The sequence below is a fragment of the Undibacterium sp. TC9W genome (genome assembly GCF_049339865.1).
Lineage (GTDB): Bacteria > Pseudomonadota > Gammaproteobacteria > Burkholderiales > Burkholderiaceae_D > Undibacterium.
This window is the reverse complement of sequence record NZ_JBMPPJ010000003.1, coordinates 166,736-183,682: the sequence shown is the minus strand read 5'-3', so window position 1 is coordinate 183,682 and position 16,947 is coordinate 166,736. Positions and strand designations below refer to the sequence as shown.

Sequence of the window (16,947 nt, the reverse complement as noted above, 5' to 3'; positions counted from 1 at the left end):
TTTAACACATAGTTACAATTAAAATGGCCTACAGCCATTTAGTGCCGATCGGCAAATATCGTCTATCTTTATTACAAAATAGCTGCAACTTTAACTATTTTCATAAATCATATCCGTCAGGTGTAATCCGCCCGACGGATTTATTATTTTTGTACCCTGACATCATAGAAGGATTTTATGCAACAACTACGCTCTGGCATGCACCTTACTCTCAAACCCGTCTTGCGCGCTCTGGTGCTGGGCGGTGCTATTCTGTTTACCGCCCCCGTCACCATGGCAGACACCCTGCCCAAAGGTGTCAGCCAGGTAACCAGCGTTGAGGGAATCACGGAATACCGTCTGCCCAATGGCCTGCGCGTGTTGCTGATGCCAGATGCATCCAAACCTACCGTGACGGTGAACGTCACCTATCTGGTTGGTTCCCGCCATGAAAACTATGGCGAAACCGGCATGGCGCATTTGCTGGAACATCTGATGTTCAAGGGCACACCTACCAATCCTAAAATCACGGAAGATTTCAATAAACGCGGCATGCGCATCAATGGCACCACGTCTCTGGACCGCACCAATTATTTTGAACTGTTCCAGGCCAGCGATGAAAATCTGAAATGGGCATTGGAGATGGAAGCTGACCGCATGGTCAACTCCAATATTGCCAGAAAAGACCTCGACACCGAAATGACGGTCGTGCGCAATGAATATGAACGCGGTGAAAATTCACCGGGCGCAGTACTGATGAAACGCATGCAGAGCGTGGCTTTTGACTGGCATAACTATGGCAATTCGACCATAGGTAACCGCAGCGATATAGAAAATGTCAAGATAGAAAACCTGCAGGGTTTTTACCGTAACTACTACCAGCCAGACAATGCCGTGCTGCTGGTAGCCGGTAAATTTGAAGCTGAAAAAGCCCTGCAATGGATTAGTGCCTCCTTTGGCAAAATCGCCAAGCCAACACGCAGCCTGCCGCAGTTCTGGACCACAGAACCAACCCAGGATGGCGAGCGCAGCTTTGTCGTGCGCCGCAAGGGTGATGTGCAGATGGTGATGATTGCCTATAAGGTACCCGCTGGCTTGCATCATGACCGTGATGCGCTGAACTATGCTGGCAGCATACTGGCCAGTGCACCGCATGGCCGCCTGCACAAACAACTGGTAGAGACAGGCAAGCTGGTACAAGTATTTTCCAGCAGCATGGGGCAAGTTGAACCTGGCCTCACCATTATCGGTGCCGTCGTCAAGAAAGGTGAATCTGTCGATGCAGCCAGAGATGCCCTGCTGGCAGGCATAGAAGACTTCAAGAAAAATCCACCGACCAAGGAAGAACTGGAACGTCTGAAGCGCGACAATGCCAACTACTATGAAAAACTGCTGAACAACCACGAATCCATAGGCGTCAGCATGTCTGAATATATCGCCATGGGTGACTGGCGCTACTTGTTCAAGGACAGGGATGATGCAGATAAAGTCAGCTCTGAAGAAGTCACTGCCGCTGTGAAAAAATATCTGGTGCGCGACAACCGTACCGTTGGTACCTTCATCCCGGAAGACAATCCACAACGCGCTGACGTACCTGCTGCACCAACTATTGCAGAAGTCATGAAAGACTTCAAACCCAAGGCAGCAACACTGACGGGTGAAGTGTTTGACCCGTCACCGGCAAACATCGACAAGCGCACGCAAGTCAGCAATATCGGCAATCTGCAAGTGGCACTATTACCTAAAAAGACCCGTGGCGAAACTGTGAACGTGTCCCTGAATTTGCACTGGGGTGATGAGAAAACCCTGTTTGGCAAATCCACCGTCATGGGCTTTACTGGCGGCTTGCTGAGCACAGGCACCAGCAAATATTCGCGCGCACAGTTGGCAGATGAAATGTCCAAGCTGAAAATGAGCGGCGGCCTGTATTCATTCCAGACCACCAAGGCGAACTTGCCGGCAGCACTGGAACTGGTGGCGCATGTCCTGAAGGAAGCCAATTTCCCGGAAAGCGAATTCAAGCAATTGAAAGAAAGAGCTTTGGTCAATACTGAAGCTTCACGCAATGAACCTTCTGCCGTTGCCAGCCGTGCGATGGCACAGCATTTCAATACCTATCCAAAAGGCGATGTACGTGCCTCCATGACACTGGATGAAACACTGGAATCCATACGCAATGCCAAGCTGGAAGACGTCAAGGCCTTCCATAAAGATTTTTATGGTATATCCAAAGGTGAATTGTCCATCGTTGGTGATTTTGATGTAGATAGTACCAAACAGACCGTTGCCAAGGTATTTGATGGCTGGACCAGCAAGTCCCCTTACTCCCGCCTGGTCAGCAAGCGCGAGGACATCCCGGCTGTGCGCAAGACTTTCAATACACCTGACAAGGAAAACGGCGTCTATTCCAGTCGCATGAACCTGACTTTGCGTGAAGACGATGCTGACTTCCCAGCTCTGCGCGTGGCCAATTATATTTTTGGTGGTGGCGCCGGCATGAACTCACGCGTGATGGAGCGCATACGCCAGAAAGATGGACTGTCTTATGGTGGTGGTTCCAACCTGACTGCAGGTGAAATCGACCCGGTAGGTAGCTTCAGTATCAGCGCCACGGCAGCACCACAGAATCTGGAAAAACTGGAAATCGCCGTCAGGGAAGAACTGGCGCGCGCTCTGAAGGAAGGTTTCACTGCCGATGAACTGGCCAAGGCCAAATCCGGACTCTTGCAGCAGCGCGTACAAGGCCGCAGCAACGATGGTGCCGTCGCCAGCGGCTGGAACGGCAATCTGTATCTGAAACGCACCTGGGCCTGGTCACAAGCCATGGATGACAAGATACAGGCGCTGACAGTGGAGCAGGTGAACGATGCCTTCCGCCGTTATATAGACCCTGCAAAAATGAGTGTCTTCATTGCTGCGGATGAAGCCAAGGCCAAGGCGGCAACTGCCAAGTAATTTTTATTACTTGCCTGCAAACCGGAAATCAGCGATTTCCGGTTTTTTTATTTTCCAATTTCAAGTAATCATCATGCGGCTCTTTAGAAATCAGGTTCTTGTATTCACTCTTGCCATGTGCACGCTCACGGCACGCAGTCAGGTATTGGCAACACCAGCCTTGCCTGCCAACATGGTGCATGTGCAGACTATTGAGGGTATCAGTGAATATCGCTTGCCTAATGGTTTCCGGTTCTTGCTGATGCCTGATCATTCCACGTCGACTACGACCGTGGGCATGACTTATCTGGTCGGCTCCAAAGACGAGGGTGCAGGACAAAGTGGTTATGCTCACTTGCTTGAGCATATGTTATTCAAGGGCAGTAAAAATTACCCGCGACTTTTCAAGCAAATGAGTGAAAAAGGCATGCGTACAAATGCCATGACATTTGCCGACCGTACGTTTTATTTCGCCAACTTTGAAACTAACGACAGTGACCTCAACTGGTATGTGAGCATGGAAGCAGACCGCATGCAAAATGCACAGATACTGAAGTCTGAACTCGATACAGAAATGACGGTAGTACGCAATGAACTGGAACTAAGAGAAAACAATGCTTATGAATCGCTGAAGCGGAGGGTGCAAGCCGTGGCTTTTGACTGGCATGGCTATGGTCATAGCGTCATCGGTGAAAAAAGTGATATAGAAAATGTGAACCTGGAATCATTACAGCAGCTCTATCATCAATATTATCGGCCTGATAATGTGGTAATGCTGGTGGCAGGCAGGTTTGATACTGGCAAGTTGCTACAGACTATTTCACGCCACTTTGGCAGTATTCCCAAGCCTCAATCTGCCTTGCCGGGCATCCCTACGATAGAGCCAGCACAGCAAGGTGAGCGCCAGATCATCCTCAGGAAAAAAGACAATGCCGATGCAGTCATACTGGCTTATCACATCCCGTCACTTTTGCATGCAGATCATACCAGCTTGAATTTTGCAGCGCGCATGTTGAGTTCAAACAGAGAATTGCATAATGAGGCTGGTGAAATAATTCCTGCTAATTTGGGATTAGGCTTTCATTTGGAGGGGTCAGCGCAGAATGGCTTAATCTTCTTTGGTTACAGTAAGGCACCTGGCAGTAATGATGAAAACAGCGCCAAAGCTATAACCAAAGTGATAGAGAGTTTTGGCAAAAATACCTGGACGCAACAAGAGCTGGAATTTTTCAAGAGCAAATATGTGAACGGTTTTTCAGCAACAATGAATGACCCGCAAGTTCTGAATTTCTGGATTTCAGAATACATCGCTGCCGGTGACTGGCGCATGATGTTTCTGGAAAAGGATCGTATAGTCAGTATGACGACGGAGCAAATACAAAAAGCTGCACTACGCTATTTTGTCAGGGAAAACCGCACCACTGGCATGTTGCTGTCAGAAGAAAAGAGTACAGATAGCAGCATACCTCCGGTTCCCCAGGCCAGTGAAATACTCAAGAAATTTTCCCATCGCGATGAATACGCATCCGTTCTCGAATTCAATACCTCCGCTGAAAATATTCTACAAAACACACAAAGGTTCAAGATAGGGAATATAGAAGCAGCCTTCCTGGCTAAACCCACACGTGGTCAGCAAGTGTCGGTCGAGTTGAACCTGCACTGGGGAGATGAGAAATCATTGGCAGGCAAACGCTGGATAGAGCGCATGACCGCCCAGGTTTTGCCGAATGGCACGAATTCTTATGGCAAGGAAACCCTGGAGGCTGAACGCGAAAAAGCGCATATTCGTGGCGGCATCACCAAGTTTTCCACGGACAGGGCGCACCTGAAACAAGCTCTGCAATTGATGATAAAAAACCTGAAAGAACCTAACCTGGCACATGCCTACGATGCAATCTCCAGCGAAAAGCGGACATGGAGTAAAGCCGCAAGTACGCCGGAGCGCCAGGCCAGGGACGAAATAGCGAGGCATTTCAATAATTATCCCCAGGGAGATGTAAGGGCTCTGGAAACGGCACAACAAGTGATCACTGCCTTGAATGCCGTCAGGGCCACCGACCTGATTGATTTTCACAAGCAGTTTTATGGTGCCAGCAATGGTCATATTGCCATCGTCGGTGATTTTGATACGGAAGAAGCCAAAGCGATACTGGAACAAGAATTCAAAGCATGGGAAAGCAAATCCCCCTATCAGGCTGCGCACGAAAGTTTTATCGACCGGGCACCGTTGCACAAATTTATTGATACCCCAGGCAAAGATAATGGTGTTTTCCTGGCGAGACTGGATGTGCCAGTCGGCATTAACGATGCTGACTATACGGCCTTGAGTGTTGCCAGCTATTTGTTGGGTGGCCACCCTGTAGTATCAAGACTGGGCAAACGGGTACGTCTCAAGGAAGGCTGGAGTTATGGTGTCACTTCCAGCCTGATGCCTAACTCCACGGATGCCGTCAGCAATTGGGAAATCACGGCCAGTGCTGCCAGCCCGAATATAGACAAACTCAGGCAGGCCGTACTAGAAGAAATGCACTTGCTGGCAACGCATGGTTTTACACAAAATGAACTGGAAGTTGCCAAATCTGCGTTAAGCCGTTTGAAGTTACAAGCCAGGTACAATAATGAATACCTGGCCACGGAGTGGAGTGGGCTGTTACACCGGGGAGTTGATTACACATGGCAAGTCAAACGGGACATGGCGCTGCAAAATCTGAGCCTGGAACAATTGAACGCGGCCAGCAAACGATATCTGCAACCAGAGCGCTGGAGTATAGTCAGCACTGGGGATGCCAGTAAAATATCAAAAAACCCGTAGCAAGCGATGTGCTGAGCCTTTCGACCAAACTCAGCCCTTCCAGCTTCTTTGCAGGCCAGTGTCAGTATGTATCCAGCCACCCTGGGCGGTCTGGCGGTAGTAAAAGCCGACGCCGCCCTGGCGGAAACTTTGTATCAGTTCACCGAGGATTTCTTCATGTAGCTGGGGAATGCGGATGTCGGCGGCCTTGCCTTCCATGTGCAGGGATTTGCGGGCTGCGGGTACGCCCTGTTCTATGAGGCGAGTATTGGATGCCTGGGTACGGTAGCCAGACAGGATTTCCAGCGGTCTGGTCATGCCAAAACGGGCGATGTAAGCCTGGGTGGCCCACAGGGTTTCCAGCAGTTTGGGGTCGATGGGAGCAGTTTCCTTGCCATTGACGTCGCGCAGGATGTGGCACAGTTGCTGGTAGGCTGACTCCAACACTTCGCCGTCTTTCCAGTACAGTATCTTGCTGCGCTCGCCTGTGGCAGGGCGTATCAGGTCCATGGTGCGGGGCTTGACCCAGAATTCTATGTCCAGCGCCTGTGAGTCGAACAGATCAGGCGGTGGGGTTGGTTGCGCATGTTTTTCATTGCCAACGTTAGGAATATCAGCAGCATGCAGGATGGCATGCGGACCGGCTAATGCGGTGGTGCCGAGCAAAAGCCCTTTCTTTAGTAATTGGCGGCGCGTCAATGTCATTCTGTGATTTCTGGGATAGATGAAATAAAAGCCAGCTTAGTGTATATCGTCATGATAATCAAAGCATTGCGCTTTATCCGGCAAATTTACGCTTGGTCACACAGAATTTGCATTCTGTCTTTTTGGCTTGTGATCTCCGCACAAAACAACATTACACTAGAAGCATCCAATAACTCTTATTACAAAACGATATCATGATCAAATCTTTAGGATGTCTGGCGCTGTTGACAGTCTTGCTCGGCGGCTGCGAAGTCAGGGTCAATGGCGATGCCATCAAGGGTAGTGGCAAACTGATTACCGAGAAACGTGCGGTGACTGAGTTCAGCGCCATAGAAAATTCCGGTTTTTTTGATGTGATCGTCACGAATGGTTCTACCCCGTCGCTGGAAGTCAGTGGCGACGACAACCTGGTACCGGAAATTGAAACCGTGGTGGAAAACAAGGTCCTGATCATACGCAGCAAGCGCAAATCCTATAGCTTTACCTGGACCAACCGTCCCGGCACGATCAGGGTCACTGCCAGTGGCCTGAACCGTATCAATAATAATGGCAGCGGTGATATAGAGGTACGTGACCTGCAGGCAGACAGCCTGGCCGTGAACCTGAACGGCTCCGGCGACCTGAAGATCACTGGCAAGGTGAATGCTCTGAAATTGATGTCCAACGGTAGTGGCGACATGGATTTGCAGCAACTGCAGGCCGGCAAGGCTGAGGTCGAATTCCATGGTTCTGGTGATACGCACATGAATATTGTGAGCCAGTCACTGGATGCCAGCATCAACGGTAGTGGCGGCTTAAGTGTTGATAATCTGCAATCTGTTCCCGTCAAGCTGGTGCAGCATGGTTCTGCTGACGTGAAACTGGGAGGAACGATCAAGGCGCTGGAACTGGACATGTCTGGCTCTGGCGATATACAAATCGAGGACATCAGGGCAGAACAGGCCAGCATACGCAGCAATGGCCCGGGTGAGCTGAGTCTGAGTGGTGAGATTACCGTCTTGACCCTGACCAGCAGCGGCTCTGGCGATGTCAATGCAGATCATTTGAAAATCAGGGATTTACAGATCGTCAACAATGGTCCGTCGAACCAGAGTTATCGCGGCATTACAGGCATATTCAAGCTGGAAAATTCCGGTTCTGGTGATTTTGATGTGGAATTGCAATCGGAAGCCGCGCTGGAAGTCATGATGAACGGCCCGGGTGAAACCCGTCTGAAAGGCACAGCCAAAAGCCTGAGCGCAAAACTGACTGGCAGTGGTGACTTGCATGCCCGCGATTTATTGCTAGACAGTGCCAGTATCAAGGTTACTGGGCCGGGTGAGGCTGAGGTCAATGTCAAGAAAGCCGGTGGCTCACGCATCGTCAAGATAGACAGGAATGGCGTAGCGAATTAAACAAGTTAATCTGAATTCAAAAGGGTTCATGCCTTGCGTGAACCCTTTTTGCTTTTTGGGAGCGCAACAATGATTTGCCATATTTAACAAGCTTTACACATCCGGCTGGCTTTTGCGGACAGCCACCAACAGTCAAAGCAGATAATTTGCGCTAAGATGAGGAGTATGCTTTCAAACCCTGTCGATAATGCCAAGTTATACACGTTTATTGTGTTGCATCTTGCTGGTTTGCGCCGGCTGGGTCAGTGTGGCACATGCACAAACAAAACCCGGAGTGGTGTTGTTGATGAGCGAAGAACTGGATGGCAAAGGCAATGTCATTCCCTTGACTGTTGAAGTCGTGGAATTATTGCGCTACCTTGAGCAACATACCAAGCTCAAATTTGAAGTAAGGCGCTACCCCTGGAAAAGAGCAGTGGAGAATGCGGCCAAGGGTGAAGGCCTGATCTTTGGAATGTCCAAAACCCGCGAACGCTTGCGCAGCTTCAAGTTCAGCGCCCCCATCTTTAGCGACCAGGCCCTGCTGGTGACGCTCTGCAATTCCAGGTTTGCTTTCAATTCTATCAACGACCTGAAAGGCAAAACCATAGGTATCGTACGCGGCACCAGCTATGGAGAAGAATTTGACCGCCTCAGCAATGACTTGTTCAAGGTAGAAAATGACACCGGCAATAACCTGGGGCGTTTCAGAAAATTAAGCATGCGCCGCATGGATGCCTTCTTGCTATATAGCTCAAGTGGCAATATAGGCAGGCTGGAAAACCATATCAACCAGCAATACGCGGCAGAATATGGTGATAAAAAAATAAACAGCAAAGAAAACAGCAAGTTGTTTTGCATATTGCCGAGACCAGTGTCATCGGTAGATATCCATATTGCCATGCGAGCTGATGGTAACGCCAGCCTGCTGCAAAAAATCGACAAAGCCATCATGCAAGGTCACCAGAGTGGCGAACTGGCACGTATCTATGCGCCAAGGTGAGTGCGGAGATGAGTGCAGAAGTGGGTGCTCTCAGGCTATGCGGGCACCCTTGTATTGATGGCGTAATACGAGACGGCTACTGGAGATCAGGCTATTCAAACCCAGTATCAGTTGTATCAGTACATGCCCTGGCAAACCCCATACCTGCCCCTTGGGTGGAGTACTGCGGGTCACGGCTGTCAATACCGGCGTTACCCATTGTGCTTCTTCTGTCAGGTCCAGCATGACATCACCATCGGAATTGGTATGCAGGTAGAGTTCGCCGCCATGTAGCAGCGTCAGGCAGATGCCTTGGCCAGTAGTTGGCTTGTCACCCAAGGCCTGCTGTAATTCGCGGTGCTGCAAATCCATCCAGGCTTCAACATCCAGTGCAGTTTCAAGAGATACCCACGGATGCTCTGGCAAATCTTGCGCCAGATCAGATTGCTGCTTGTCATTTAACATCATTTTGCTGTATTCGTTTCCATGCCATGAGGCTCAAACAGCATTTTGACACAAATACCCGCAACTGATTTCATCAACAGCAAGGGTACGCTTGCGCAAGCCAATGAAGCAATGAAGCCCTGCGCAAGGTCTCAGGCAATTAATGCAATTATTTCAGCGTCCAGGCGAATGCCAGGGTGTTCCAGCCTGGTGTTGCACCGACCTGGAAGCGGCATGCCTTCAGCGCACGCAAGGATGCCTTGTCAAGTTTGCGAAAACCACTGGAGTCAATAATTTTTGCATCGATCACCGTACCTTTGTCATTGAGGAGGTAGTTGAGCTTGACCAGGCCCTGTTCTTCATCATTCAATGCACGTTGATCGTAGCTCGGAGCCTCGCAACCAGATGCGGCAAACGCCTCATTGGCTTCCATGGCAAAGGCAGGCAAGGTGACCAGGGCAAAAGCCAGGGTAGTGACGAAGGCATACAGGCGGAAATGTGGGGACATAATAAACTCCTCAGGTTATGAATGAATTTGCAACTGCATCATGATATTTGCTGCGCTTTCACTACGATGTGTGCATCGCTGAATTGAGCTGATCATGGGCAGATGGATGCAATATACGTCGCCAGCACTTCGCTAAAAAATCAATAATTCGTATAGGCATTATTTCCAAAAAACATAATGCTCATGACGCATTTATTTAGTGCAGCAAGCTGGTTTGATTTGCTACCGAAATTCTCCACGCTTGTGCAAATTCTGCCGAAAAGCCCGCCAATATTGCGTTTGCTCTTCATGCTGGTGCAAAAAAATTTATTTGATCCCAGTAAAATATTTTTCATATTTTTTGTAACAGATACACATTTGCCTGACTTTTTTCATTTTTTATACCTGGCTGGATGTTGTACAGACTTCTCGCGCGCTGCAGTATTTATTTTCCCTTTTCTTCAAAAAACTGCTCTTACGAAGCACTTACGCTGATGCGATAAAGTCACTTTTTTTAACATCCTTTGCGCTTTCATTTTCAGGTCGCTGAACTATTCTGCATATTGGCGTCAGGCGACGCCTGCTCAAAGCTGCAGACTCCAGGCTTACCCAGATTTTGGCACCAGGTCACAGTGAGAAAAAGGTGCCCGACCTGACCGCAACGATGATTTTTTATCCCAACTATAAGGAATAACATCATGGCTGGCACCGTCTCAACACAAGTAAATACCGTCATCGTCAATCCCTACAGCGGCGACTACAGGATAGATGTGCTGCTGCCTTCAGCGACGGCGCGCTGGAATAATGGCAGCCCGGTGGGCACGGCAGTTGAAGTCAGTTACAGCTTCATGAGTGCCGCCCCGGATTATGCGCAAGACTCTGACAAGAAGGGTTTCAGCACTTTCACCGATGAGCAGAAAGTCGCTACCCGTAAAATCTTCGATTTGATTTCCCAGCAATTTGGCATCACCTTCAAGGAGGTGACGGATACCAGCAGCAGCTATGGTTTCATCAGGCTGGGCAATAATGCTCAGGGTTCCACCAGTGCCGGTTATGCGACTTACCCGGATACTGCCGATACCAAGGCCAGCGGCGACATTTATCTTAATAATGAAGTCAGCGACAATCTCAGCAATATCGTTCCCGGCACCAATAGCTGGGCCACGCTGGTACATGAAATAGGCCATGCAATCGGACTCAAGCATCCCGGTAACTACAATGCGGGCGAACCAGCGTCAACCACAGCAGACAATTTCCTGGCGGCGACAGAAGACAGCGAAGCCAATACTGTCATGTCTTATGTGAAAGCACCGCAAGGCCAGGAGAGGGATTTCTTTGGCAAGTTTGATTACCTCGCCCTGAAATACCTGTATGGCGGCAAGGCTTATAACGCTGATGCAACTACCTACAATTTGACGGATGCTGATGGCCGCCTGCTGAAGATAATCAATGACACAGGTGGCGTGGATACCATCAATTTATCGGCCCTGACGGTTGCCGCGACCATCAATCTCACTCCCGGCTCCAGCAGCTCGGTGGGCAGGCTGGCCAGCGATACGGTGTCGCAAAATAATTTGTCGATTGCCTTCGATACTGTCATAGAAAACGTGGTTGGCACACGTTTCAGCGATGTCATGACAGGTAATAGCGCGAACAACAGGTTTGAAAGCAATGGCGGTGGTGATACCGTGGATGGGGGTGCGGGTTTTGACCTGCTCGTCATCAAGGACAACCGCGCCAACTTCACGATACAGAAAAATGCGACGGACATCAGCTTGCGCAACATGGTAAGCAGCGACATCACCTCTATCTTGAATGTGGAAAGAGTGCAACTGAACGACAAGATGATTGCATTTGATATTGAAGGTGTCGCCGGACAGATGTACCGGCTGTATCAGGCAGCGTTTGACCGCAAACCCGATGCGGCAGGTCTGGGTTACTGGATAGCGGACATGGACAAGGGTTCCAGCCTGCTGACAGTGGCTGCCGGGTTCTTCCAGTCACCGGAATTTCAAAAGCTGTATGGTGCAACCCCGTCCACAACGACGCTGATTACAAATTTTTACCAGAATGTATTGCACAGGGCACCTGACCAGGCTGGCTTTGATTACTGGAATAAGGAACTCAGTTCCGGCGTCAGCACTCCTGCCAGTGCACTCGCGAGCTTTTGTGAAAGTGCAGAGAACAAGGCACAGGTGCTGGGCTCCATACAAAACGGCATAGAATATAATTTGTGGCTGGGCTAACAACACACCTATAAAAACAAAAGGCGCAGAGCTCATGCCCCGCGCCTTTTGCAGATTGCGTGTAGCAGCCTATTTGATCTGCTTCACTTCCAGGCCCTGCTTTTCCAGCAATTCGATAATGCTGTTGGCACCTGACAAATGCCCTGCGCCGACTACGATAAAGAGTTTCTTGCCTTCTTCCAGCAAGCCCAGGATTTTTTTTGCCATGCCCTGATTGCGGTCATCGAGCAATAATTTCATGAGTTTTTTCGAACCGACATCCTTGCTGGCTGCCTCTTGCAGGATTTTTGCCAGACCTTCTGCATCGCCACTTTTCCAGGCGGCGATCATGCCCGCGGTTTCACGCAGGGTATCGCCACTTTTCAAGCCATCCAGGGTTTGTGCCAGCATGGCGTCTGCATCTTCGTCGGCCAGGCCGCCCAGCACACTGGCTTGAAATGCCGTGCTTTCGAGTTCGATGATATTTTTCTTGTCCTGCTTGGCACGCAAGACATAATGCAGATCAACCCCTTTGGAAGCGTCATAGCCTTGCTGCCTGAATACGCCTATGCTCAGTGCAGTGGCGACTATCGTGGGTTTCAGGCTCTGGAATTGCGCAGCCGCGGGGCCGACCATGGATTGCAGGCTTTCAAAGGTGCTCTTCCTGATATGGTTTTCCAGTTTGTCTGGTGCTGCATAGGTAAAGAAAGGCATGGCTTTCTCTGCTGCCTTGGTATCAGTCGTATCGACTTCCACTACCAGGGTGTCAGCCTGTTTATACGCGGCATCAACGGCCTCAGGCAGGGGATAGAAACTGGCTTTGGCGAGATGGATGGAACCAAACAGATAGGCAGTATTTTTATCTGATTTGACTTCCCAGAAAACACCTTTGGCAGGCGTCTCTGCCTGGGCAAAAACACTGCTGGTGGCAATGGCAATACCAAATGCGGCCAGATATTTGAGTGTTAACTGAGTAAGCGTAGGCTTGAATTTCATTATCATAAGTTCCATGTCATTATTTGGTCTGGCCCTGAGCTGGTTCTGAGCTGGTTACGATATTGCGCCAGGCGGCACAGGATACCAGAAAGCTCGCACACTGCTTAAAAACAGCGGCGCGCTTGCAATTGTCGCGTTCAATACAAAGTGGCACGCTGCCTTGCGGGCAACTCACTATCATATTTATCGCCATCAACTTCAGCATTGGTCAGTGCAGCCAGTATCGTGCCTGGGCTGGGTAAGCCGGGCGTTTTTTCACCGGCACTTTGCCACAAGTGTGAGCGGATAATCGCGCGTGCGCATTGAAAGTAAACGGTATCAACAGCGATGCGCAGCACGCATTTGGGTGCTTTGCCATCAACGGCAAACCTGTCCAGTAAAGCAGGCTCAACAGAAATGCTGGCCTTGCCGTTGACGCGCAAAGTCTCGCCCACGCCGGGAATTAAAAACAATAGCCCAACCTGTGGGTCAAACAGGATATTGCGCAAGCTATCAACGCGGTTGTTGCCACGGCGCTCAGGCAATAACAAGGTTTTTTCATCTTCAACCACGATGAAGCCAGGCGCATCACCACGGGGTGATGCGTCCAGTCCATCAGGGCCGCGTGTCGCCAGTACCGCAAAGGGTGAGGCTACTATCATGGCCTGGTAATGAGGGTGAATATATGGCACTTCCTTTTTGATGGATGTAGCACCGACGACATCAAACAAGGCTTGCAGTTGTTCGCTCGTGGTGATCAGGTGCGATGGTGGTGAAGATATTGATGGTGAATTCGACATGAAATCAGTTTTTTCCTATAACGGGTGCTTTACGCCAGTCGGCGCGGGCCTGCAGCAAAGCACGTTCAATGAAACCTTCTTTATGCAATTTCTCCAATTGCTTGTTGAAAGCGGATAAATGAATAGCGCAGGGGCTTTGTGCAACAAAACCAAACAGGTTTTGTGAGTCTATCAAAAACGGTTGCAGGGGAACCAGCTTGTCATCGATATTTGCCGAGGCCATATAAGCCTGACCGACATGATAACCAGTGATCACATAATCAAAGCGGTTTGCCAGCAACATATTGAAGGCCGTTTCCAGGTTATCTGTCTCGTTGATGTGCAGGCGCTTATCCATGTACTCATCAAACGCGGAGCCAAAACGGTTGCCGCGCGCGATGCCACCACGCAAACCTGCCAGGTCTTCCCATTTTGCATAGGACATAGGGCGGTCTTTTTTTACAAAGGCAGCCACAGGATTATTCATCACCAGTTCACTGAACAATAAAAAACTGCGGCGTTCCGGGGTATTTTTGAGGGTGGCGATGATGTCGATGTTGCCATTCTGGGCGGCATTCAATACACGCTTCCACGGCCCGAGATAACGTAATTCATAAGGCAAACCCAGATCAGTCAGAATGCGGGTGACGATGGCAATACTGGCACCCTGGAACTGCTTGCCATCATACCAGTGCAAGGGGGGATAGGCAGGGTCTGCCGAGACGATCACACGTTCACAAGCCGCCCGCGCCTGTGCTGGCTGCATGAGCAAATTGCAGGACATCATCATAAGCAAAGCAAGCAAACGGTGCATAAATCCCTTTTGCAAAGTACGACTACTCTTTTGAGACGCCAGCTATTTTACCTACGCTGTCTGAGCTAACTATCCTTGCGCCTGAGGCAATATTAACATTTTTGCCTGAACATGAGCTCAAAATGCACCAAATCAGCGCATTATTCCCTGGGTTTGCTCAATAAGGCTTTTAAACCAGCCAGCCTTTCCTTGGGTGTCATGACTTCGCCTTCTGCGGGTACGGCATCACCTTCATCAAGTTTCATTTCCTTGATAAAACGGGATGGATCGCAATGTACCTGCACACCCGCACGTTTGCGTTTTTTGCACCAGGTAATGTGCAGGCTGCGCTGGGCGCGGGTAATGCCCACATACATCAGACGACGCTCTTCTTCTATGCGCGCGGCATAGGTCTCTGGCGGTGCATCAGGGTCGCCCTTGTGCGGCAAGATGCCCTCTTCGACGCCAACCAGAAACACATGCGGATATTCCAATCCCTTGGATGCATGCAGGGTGGACATGCGCACGGCATCCGGCTCTTCATCCTTGCCTTCCATCATGGTCATCAGGGCCACCATCTGGGTCAGGTCGAGCAGGCTGCGGTGATCGTCATTGCCGTCCTTGCCGCCACTACCCTTGGTTTTCAGCCACTGGGTAAAGTCGAGTACGTTCTGCCATTTGCTTTGTGCAGCACGGTCTTCAAAGCTGTCGTACAGATAGCCTTCGTAATTGATTTCTTTCATCAGGTCATCCAGCAATTCGCTGGCATGACTTTCCCTGTGGGCATGCGCTTCGACCTGGTTGATGAAGGTGCAGAAATTCCGTAATGGCCTTAGCTGTTTGTCAGGCAGCTTGGCTTCTATGCCGCCTTTGAAGACGGCAGCAAACAGCGAGCATTGCCATTGCCCGGCAAATTCACCCAACACCTCCAGCGTGGCCAGGCCGACACCGCGTTTGGGTGTAGTGATGGCGCGGATAAAAGCCGGGTCATCGTCTTCGTTGGCGATCAGGCGCAGATAGGCAATGATGTCCTTGATCTCGGCACGGTCAAAGAAACTCTGGCCACCAGATATCGTGTATGGGATACGTTCGCGCCGCAAGGCCTGCTCGATGACGCGCGCCTGGTGATTGCCACGGTACAGGATCGCGTAATCCGAATACTTGGCCTGGCGCTCAAAGCGGTGGGCAGAGATCATGATGGCGACTTGCTCGGCCTCTTGCTCATCATCCTGCATGCCCAATACCTTGACCGGATCACCGAGGCCATGCTCAGACCACAGCGATTTTTCAAACAGCTTGGGATTATTACCAATGACAGAATTGGCCGCCTGCAAGATGCGGGTGCTGGAACGATAGTTTTGTTCCAGCTTGATGATTTCCAGATTAGGGAAATCCACTTGCAGGGTCGTCAGGTTTTCTATGGTGGCGCCGCGCCAGGCATAGATAGCCTGGTCATCATCACCCACTGCAGTGAACATGGGCTTTTTGCCCACGCCAGTAACCAGCAATTTCACCAGTTCATACTGGCAGGTATTGGTATCCTGGTATTCATCGACGAGCAGGTAACGCAGACGGCGCTGCCATTTGTCGCGCACCTGTTCATTGCTGCGGAACAGCTCTACCGGCAGGCGTATCAAATCATCAAAATCCACCGCTTGATAGGCTGACAGGGTGGCGACATAGCTGCGATAGACCCTGGCGGCAATCGCCTCGTCTTCATCCTGCGCCTGCTTCAACGCAAGCTCAGGATCGACCAGGCCATTCTTCCACAGGGACATGGCAGTCTGTATGCGGCGTATCAATTGCTTGTCGGTGGTGATCGCCAGATCCTGCACCAGTGAAAAACAGTCATCACTGTCCATGATGGAAAAGCGGTCTTTCAAGCCCAAAGCCTGTGCTTCCTGCCTGAGTATCTTGACGCCCAGCGAATGAAAAGTGGATACCGTCAACTGCCTGGCCTGGCGCGGCTCGGCCAACAGTTTGGCGATACGCTCCTGCATTTCCAGCGCGGCCTTGTTGGTAAAGGTCAGGGCGGCGATATGCTTTGGATCATAGCCATGCAGTTCTATCAGGTTAACGATTTTCTGGGTAATCACCCGCGTCTTGCCCGAGCCCGCCCCGGCCAGCACCAGGCAGGGGCCGTCCATATACTTGACTGCATTACTTTGGGGGGTGTTCAGGCCATGCGACATAGGGGGCGAAAATATGGGAAAACAATAAGGGGAGACGGTTTGATCCGCAAAAACTTGCAGGCGCTATTGTAGCCTGCAATAGCCAGGGAACCTTTAAGACCGGACACTTACTTGAGGGCTTATTTGCATGATTAATCACACGACGACTTACGCCATATGTGAACATCCGCACAGATAAACCAGCAAGCTGACAAGCACAATCACATACTGACAATAGGAAAATTGTTGCCAAAAAGATAGAAATAAAGGCTAGACAATTGATTAAGCTAAGACTATTCTTTTACTCAG

At 50.2% G+C, this 16,947-nt stretch carries 13 protein-coding genes; 6 read left to right on the top strand and 7 right to left on the bottom strand.

The window, feature by feature from the left end; all coding sequences use genetic code 11:
* Positions 1-177: 177 nt before the first annotated feature.
* Both ACO0LN_RS05000 and ACO0LN_RS04995 read left to right on the top strand, forming a co-directional pair.
* Positions 178-2,934 (top strand): M16 family metallopeptidase, encoded by a 2,757-nt coding sequence (locus ACO0LN_RS05000; protein WP_422971560.1) that lies wholly within the window; start codon positions 178-180, stop codon positions 2,932-2,934.
* Positions 2,935-3,007: 73 nt separating this feature from the next.
* Positions 3,008-5,725, top strand: a complete 2,718-nt coding sequence (locus ACO0LN_RS04995; RefSeq protein ID WP_422971558.1) for a M16 family metallopeptidase — start codon at positions 3,008-3,010, stop codon at positions 5,723-5,725.
* A 30-nt stretch (positions 5,726-5,755) separates the two neighbouring features.
* Here the strand turns inward: ACO0LN_RS04995 and ACO0LN_RS04990 are convergent, their stop codons facing one another.
* Complete coding sequence (locus ACO0LN_RS04990; RefSeq protein ID WP_422971556.1) at positions 5,756-6,409, bottom strand: YcbK family protein; 654 nt, start codon at positions 6,407-6,409, stop codon at positions 5,756-5,758.
* Between the two features lie 194 nt (positions 6,410-6,603).
* On the opposite strand from ACO0LN_RS04990, the gene ACO0LN_RS04985 reads away from it, so the two are divergent.
* Positions 6,604-7,803 carry a GIN domain-containing protein gene (locus tag ACO0LN_RS04985; protein WP_422971554.1) on the top strand — a complete coding sequence of 400 codons (1,200 nt, stop codon included), beginning with the start codon at positions 6,604-6,606 and terminating at the stop codon, positions 7,801-7,803.
* A gap of 187 nt (positions 7,804-7,990) precedes the next feature.
* The gene (locus tag ACO0LN_RS04980; protein ID WP_422971552.1) at positions 7,991-8,785 is read left to right on the top strand and encodes a substrate-binding periplasmic protein; all 795 of its coding nucleotides are present in this window, start codon (positions 7,991-7,993) and stop codon (positions 8,783-8,785) included.
* A gap of 30 nt (positions 8,786-8,815) precedes the next feature.
* On the opposite strand, the gene ACO0LN_RS04975 is transcribed toward ACO0LN_RS04980, so the two are convergent.
* Both ACO0LN_RS04975 and ACO0LN_RS04970 read right to left on the bottom strand, forming a co-directional pair.
* Entirely contained in the window at positions 8,816-9,229 is a 414-nt protein-coding gene (locus tag ACO0LN_RS04975; RefSeq protein WP_422971550.1) for a hypothetical protein, read from the bottom strand.
* A 148-nt stretch (positions 9,230-9,377) separates the two neighbouring features.
* Positions 9,378-9,716, bottom strand: a complete 339-nt coding sequence (locus ACO0LN_RS04970; protein ID WP_422971548.1) for an energy transducer TonB — start codon at positions 9,714-9,716, stop codon at positions 9,378-9,380.
* A 177-nt stretch (positions 9,717-9,893) separates the two neighbouring features.
* Between ACO0LN_RS04970 and ACO0LN_RS04965 the strand changes: the two genes are divergently transcribed.
* Together ACO0LN_RS04965 and ACO0LN_RS04960 are read left to right on the top strand one after the other, a co-directional pair.
* Complete coding sequence (locus tag ACO0LN_RS04965) at positions 9,894-10,190, top strand: hypothetical protein (RefSeq protein ID WP_422971546.1); 297 nt, start codon at positions 9,894-9,896, stop codon at positions 10,188-10,190.
* 203 nt (positions 10,191-10,393) lie between these two features.
* Positions 10,394-11,941 carry a DUF4214 domain-containing protein gene (locus tag ACO0LN_RS04960; RefSeq protein ID WP_422971544.1) on the top strand — a complete coding sequence of 516 codons (1,548 nt, stop codon included), beginning with the start codon at positions 10,394-10,396 and terminating at the stop codon, positions 11,939-11,941.
* A gap of 69 nt (positions 11,942-12,010) precedes the next feature.
* On the opposite strand, the gene ACO0LN_RS04955 is transcribed toward ACO0LN_RS04960, so the two are convergent.
* The 4 genes from ACO0LN_RS04955 to ACO0LN_RS04940 form a co-directional block, all read right to left on the bottom strand.
* Positions 12,011-12,931: a TraB/GumN family protein gene (locus ACO0LN_RS04955; RefSeq protein WP_422971542.1), complete on the bottom strand. Its 921-nt coding sequence runs from the start codon at positions 12,929-12,931 to the stop codon at positions 12,011-12,013.
* A 122-nt stretch (positions 12,932-13,053) separates the two neighbouring features.
* On the bottom strand, positions 13,054-13,677 hold the full coding sequence (locus tag ACO0LN_RS04950) for a pyridoxamine 5'-phosphate oxidase family protein (RefSeq protein WP_422971879.1): 624 nt from the start codon (positions 13,675-13,677) through the stop codon (positions 13,054-13,056).
* A 22-nt stretch (positions 13,678-13,699) separates the two neighbouring features.
* Complete coding sequence (locus tag ACO0LN_RS04945; protein WP_422971540.1) at positions 13,700-14,440, bottom strand: substrate-binding periplasmic protein; 741 nt, start codon at positions 14,438-14,440, stop codon at positions 13,700-13,702.
* A gap of 188 nt (positions 14,441-14,628) precedes the next feature.
* Positions 14,629-16,659: a UvrD-helicase domain-containing protein gene (locus ACO0LN_RS04940; protein WP_422971538.1), complete on the bottom strand. Its 2,031-nt coding sequence runs from the start codon at positions 16,657-16,659 to the stop codon at positions 14,629-14,631.
* Positions 16,660-16,947: the final 288 nt, after the last annotated feature.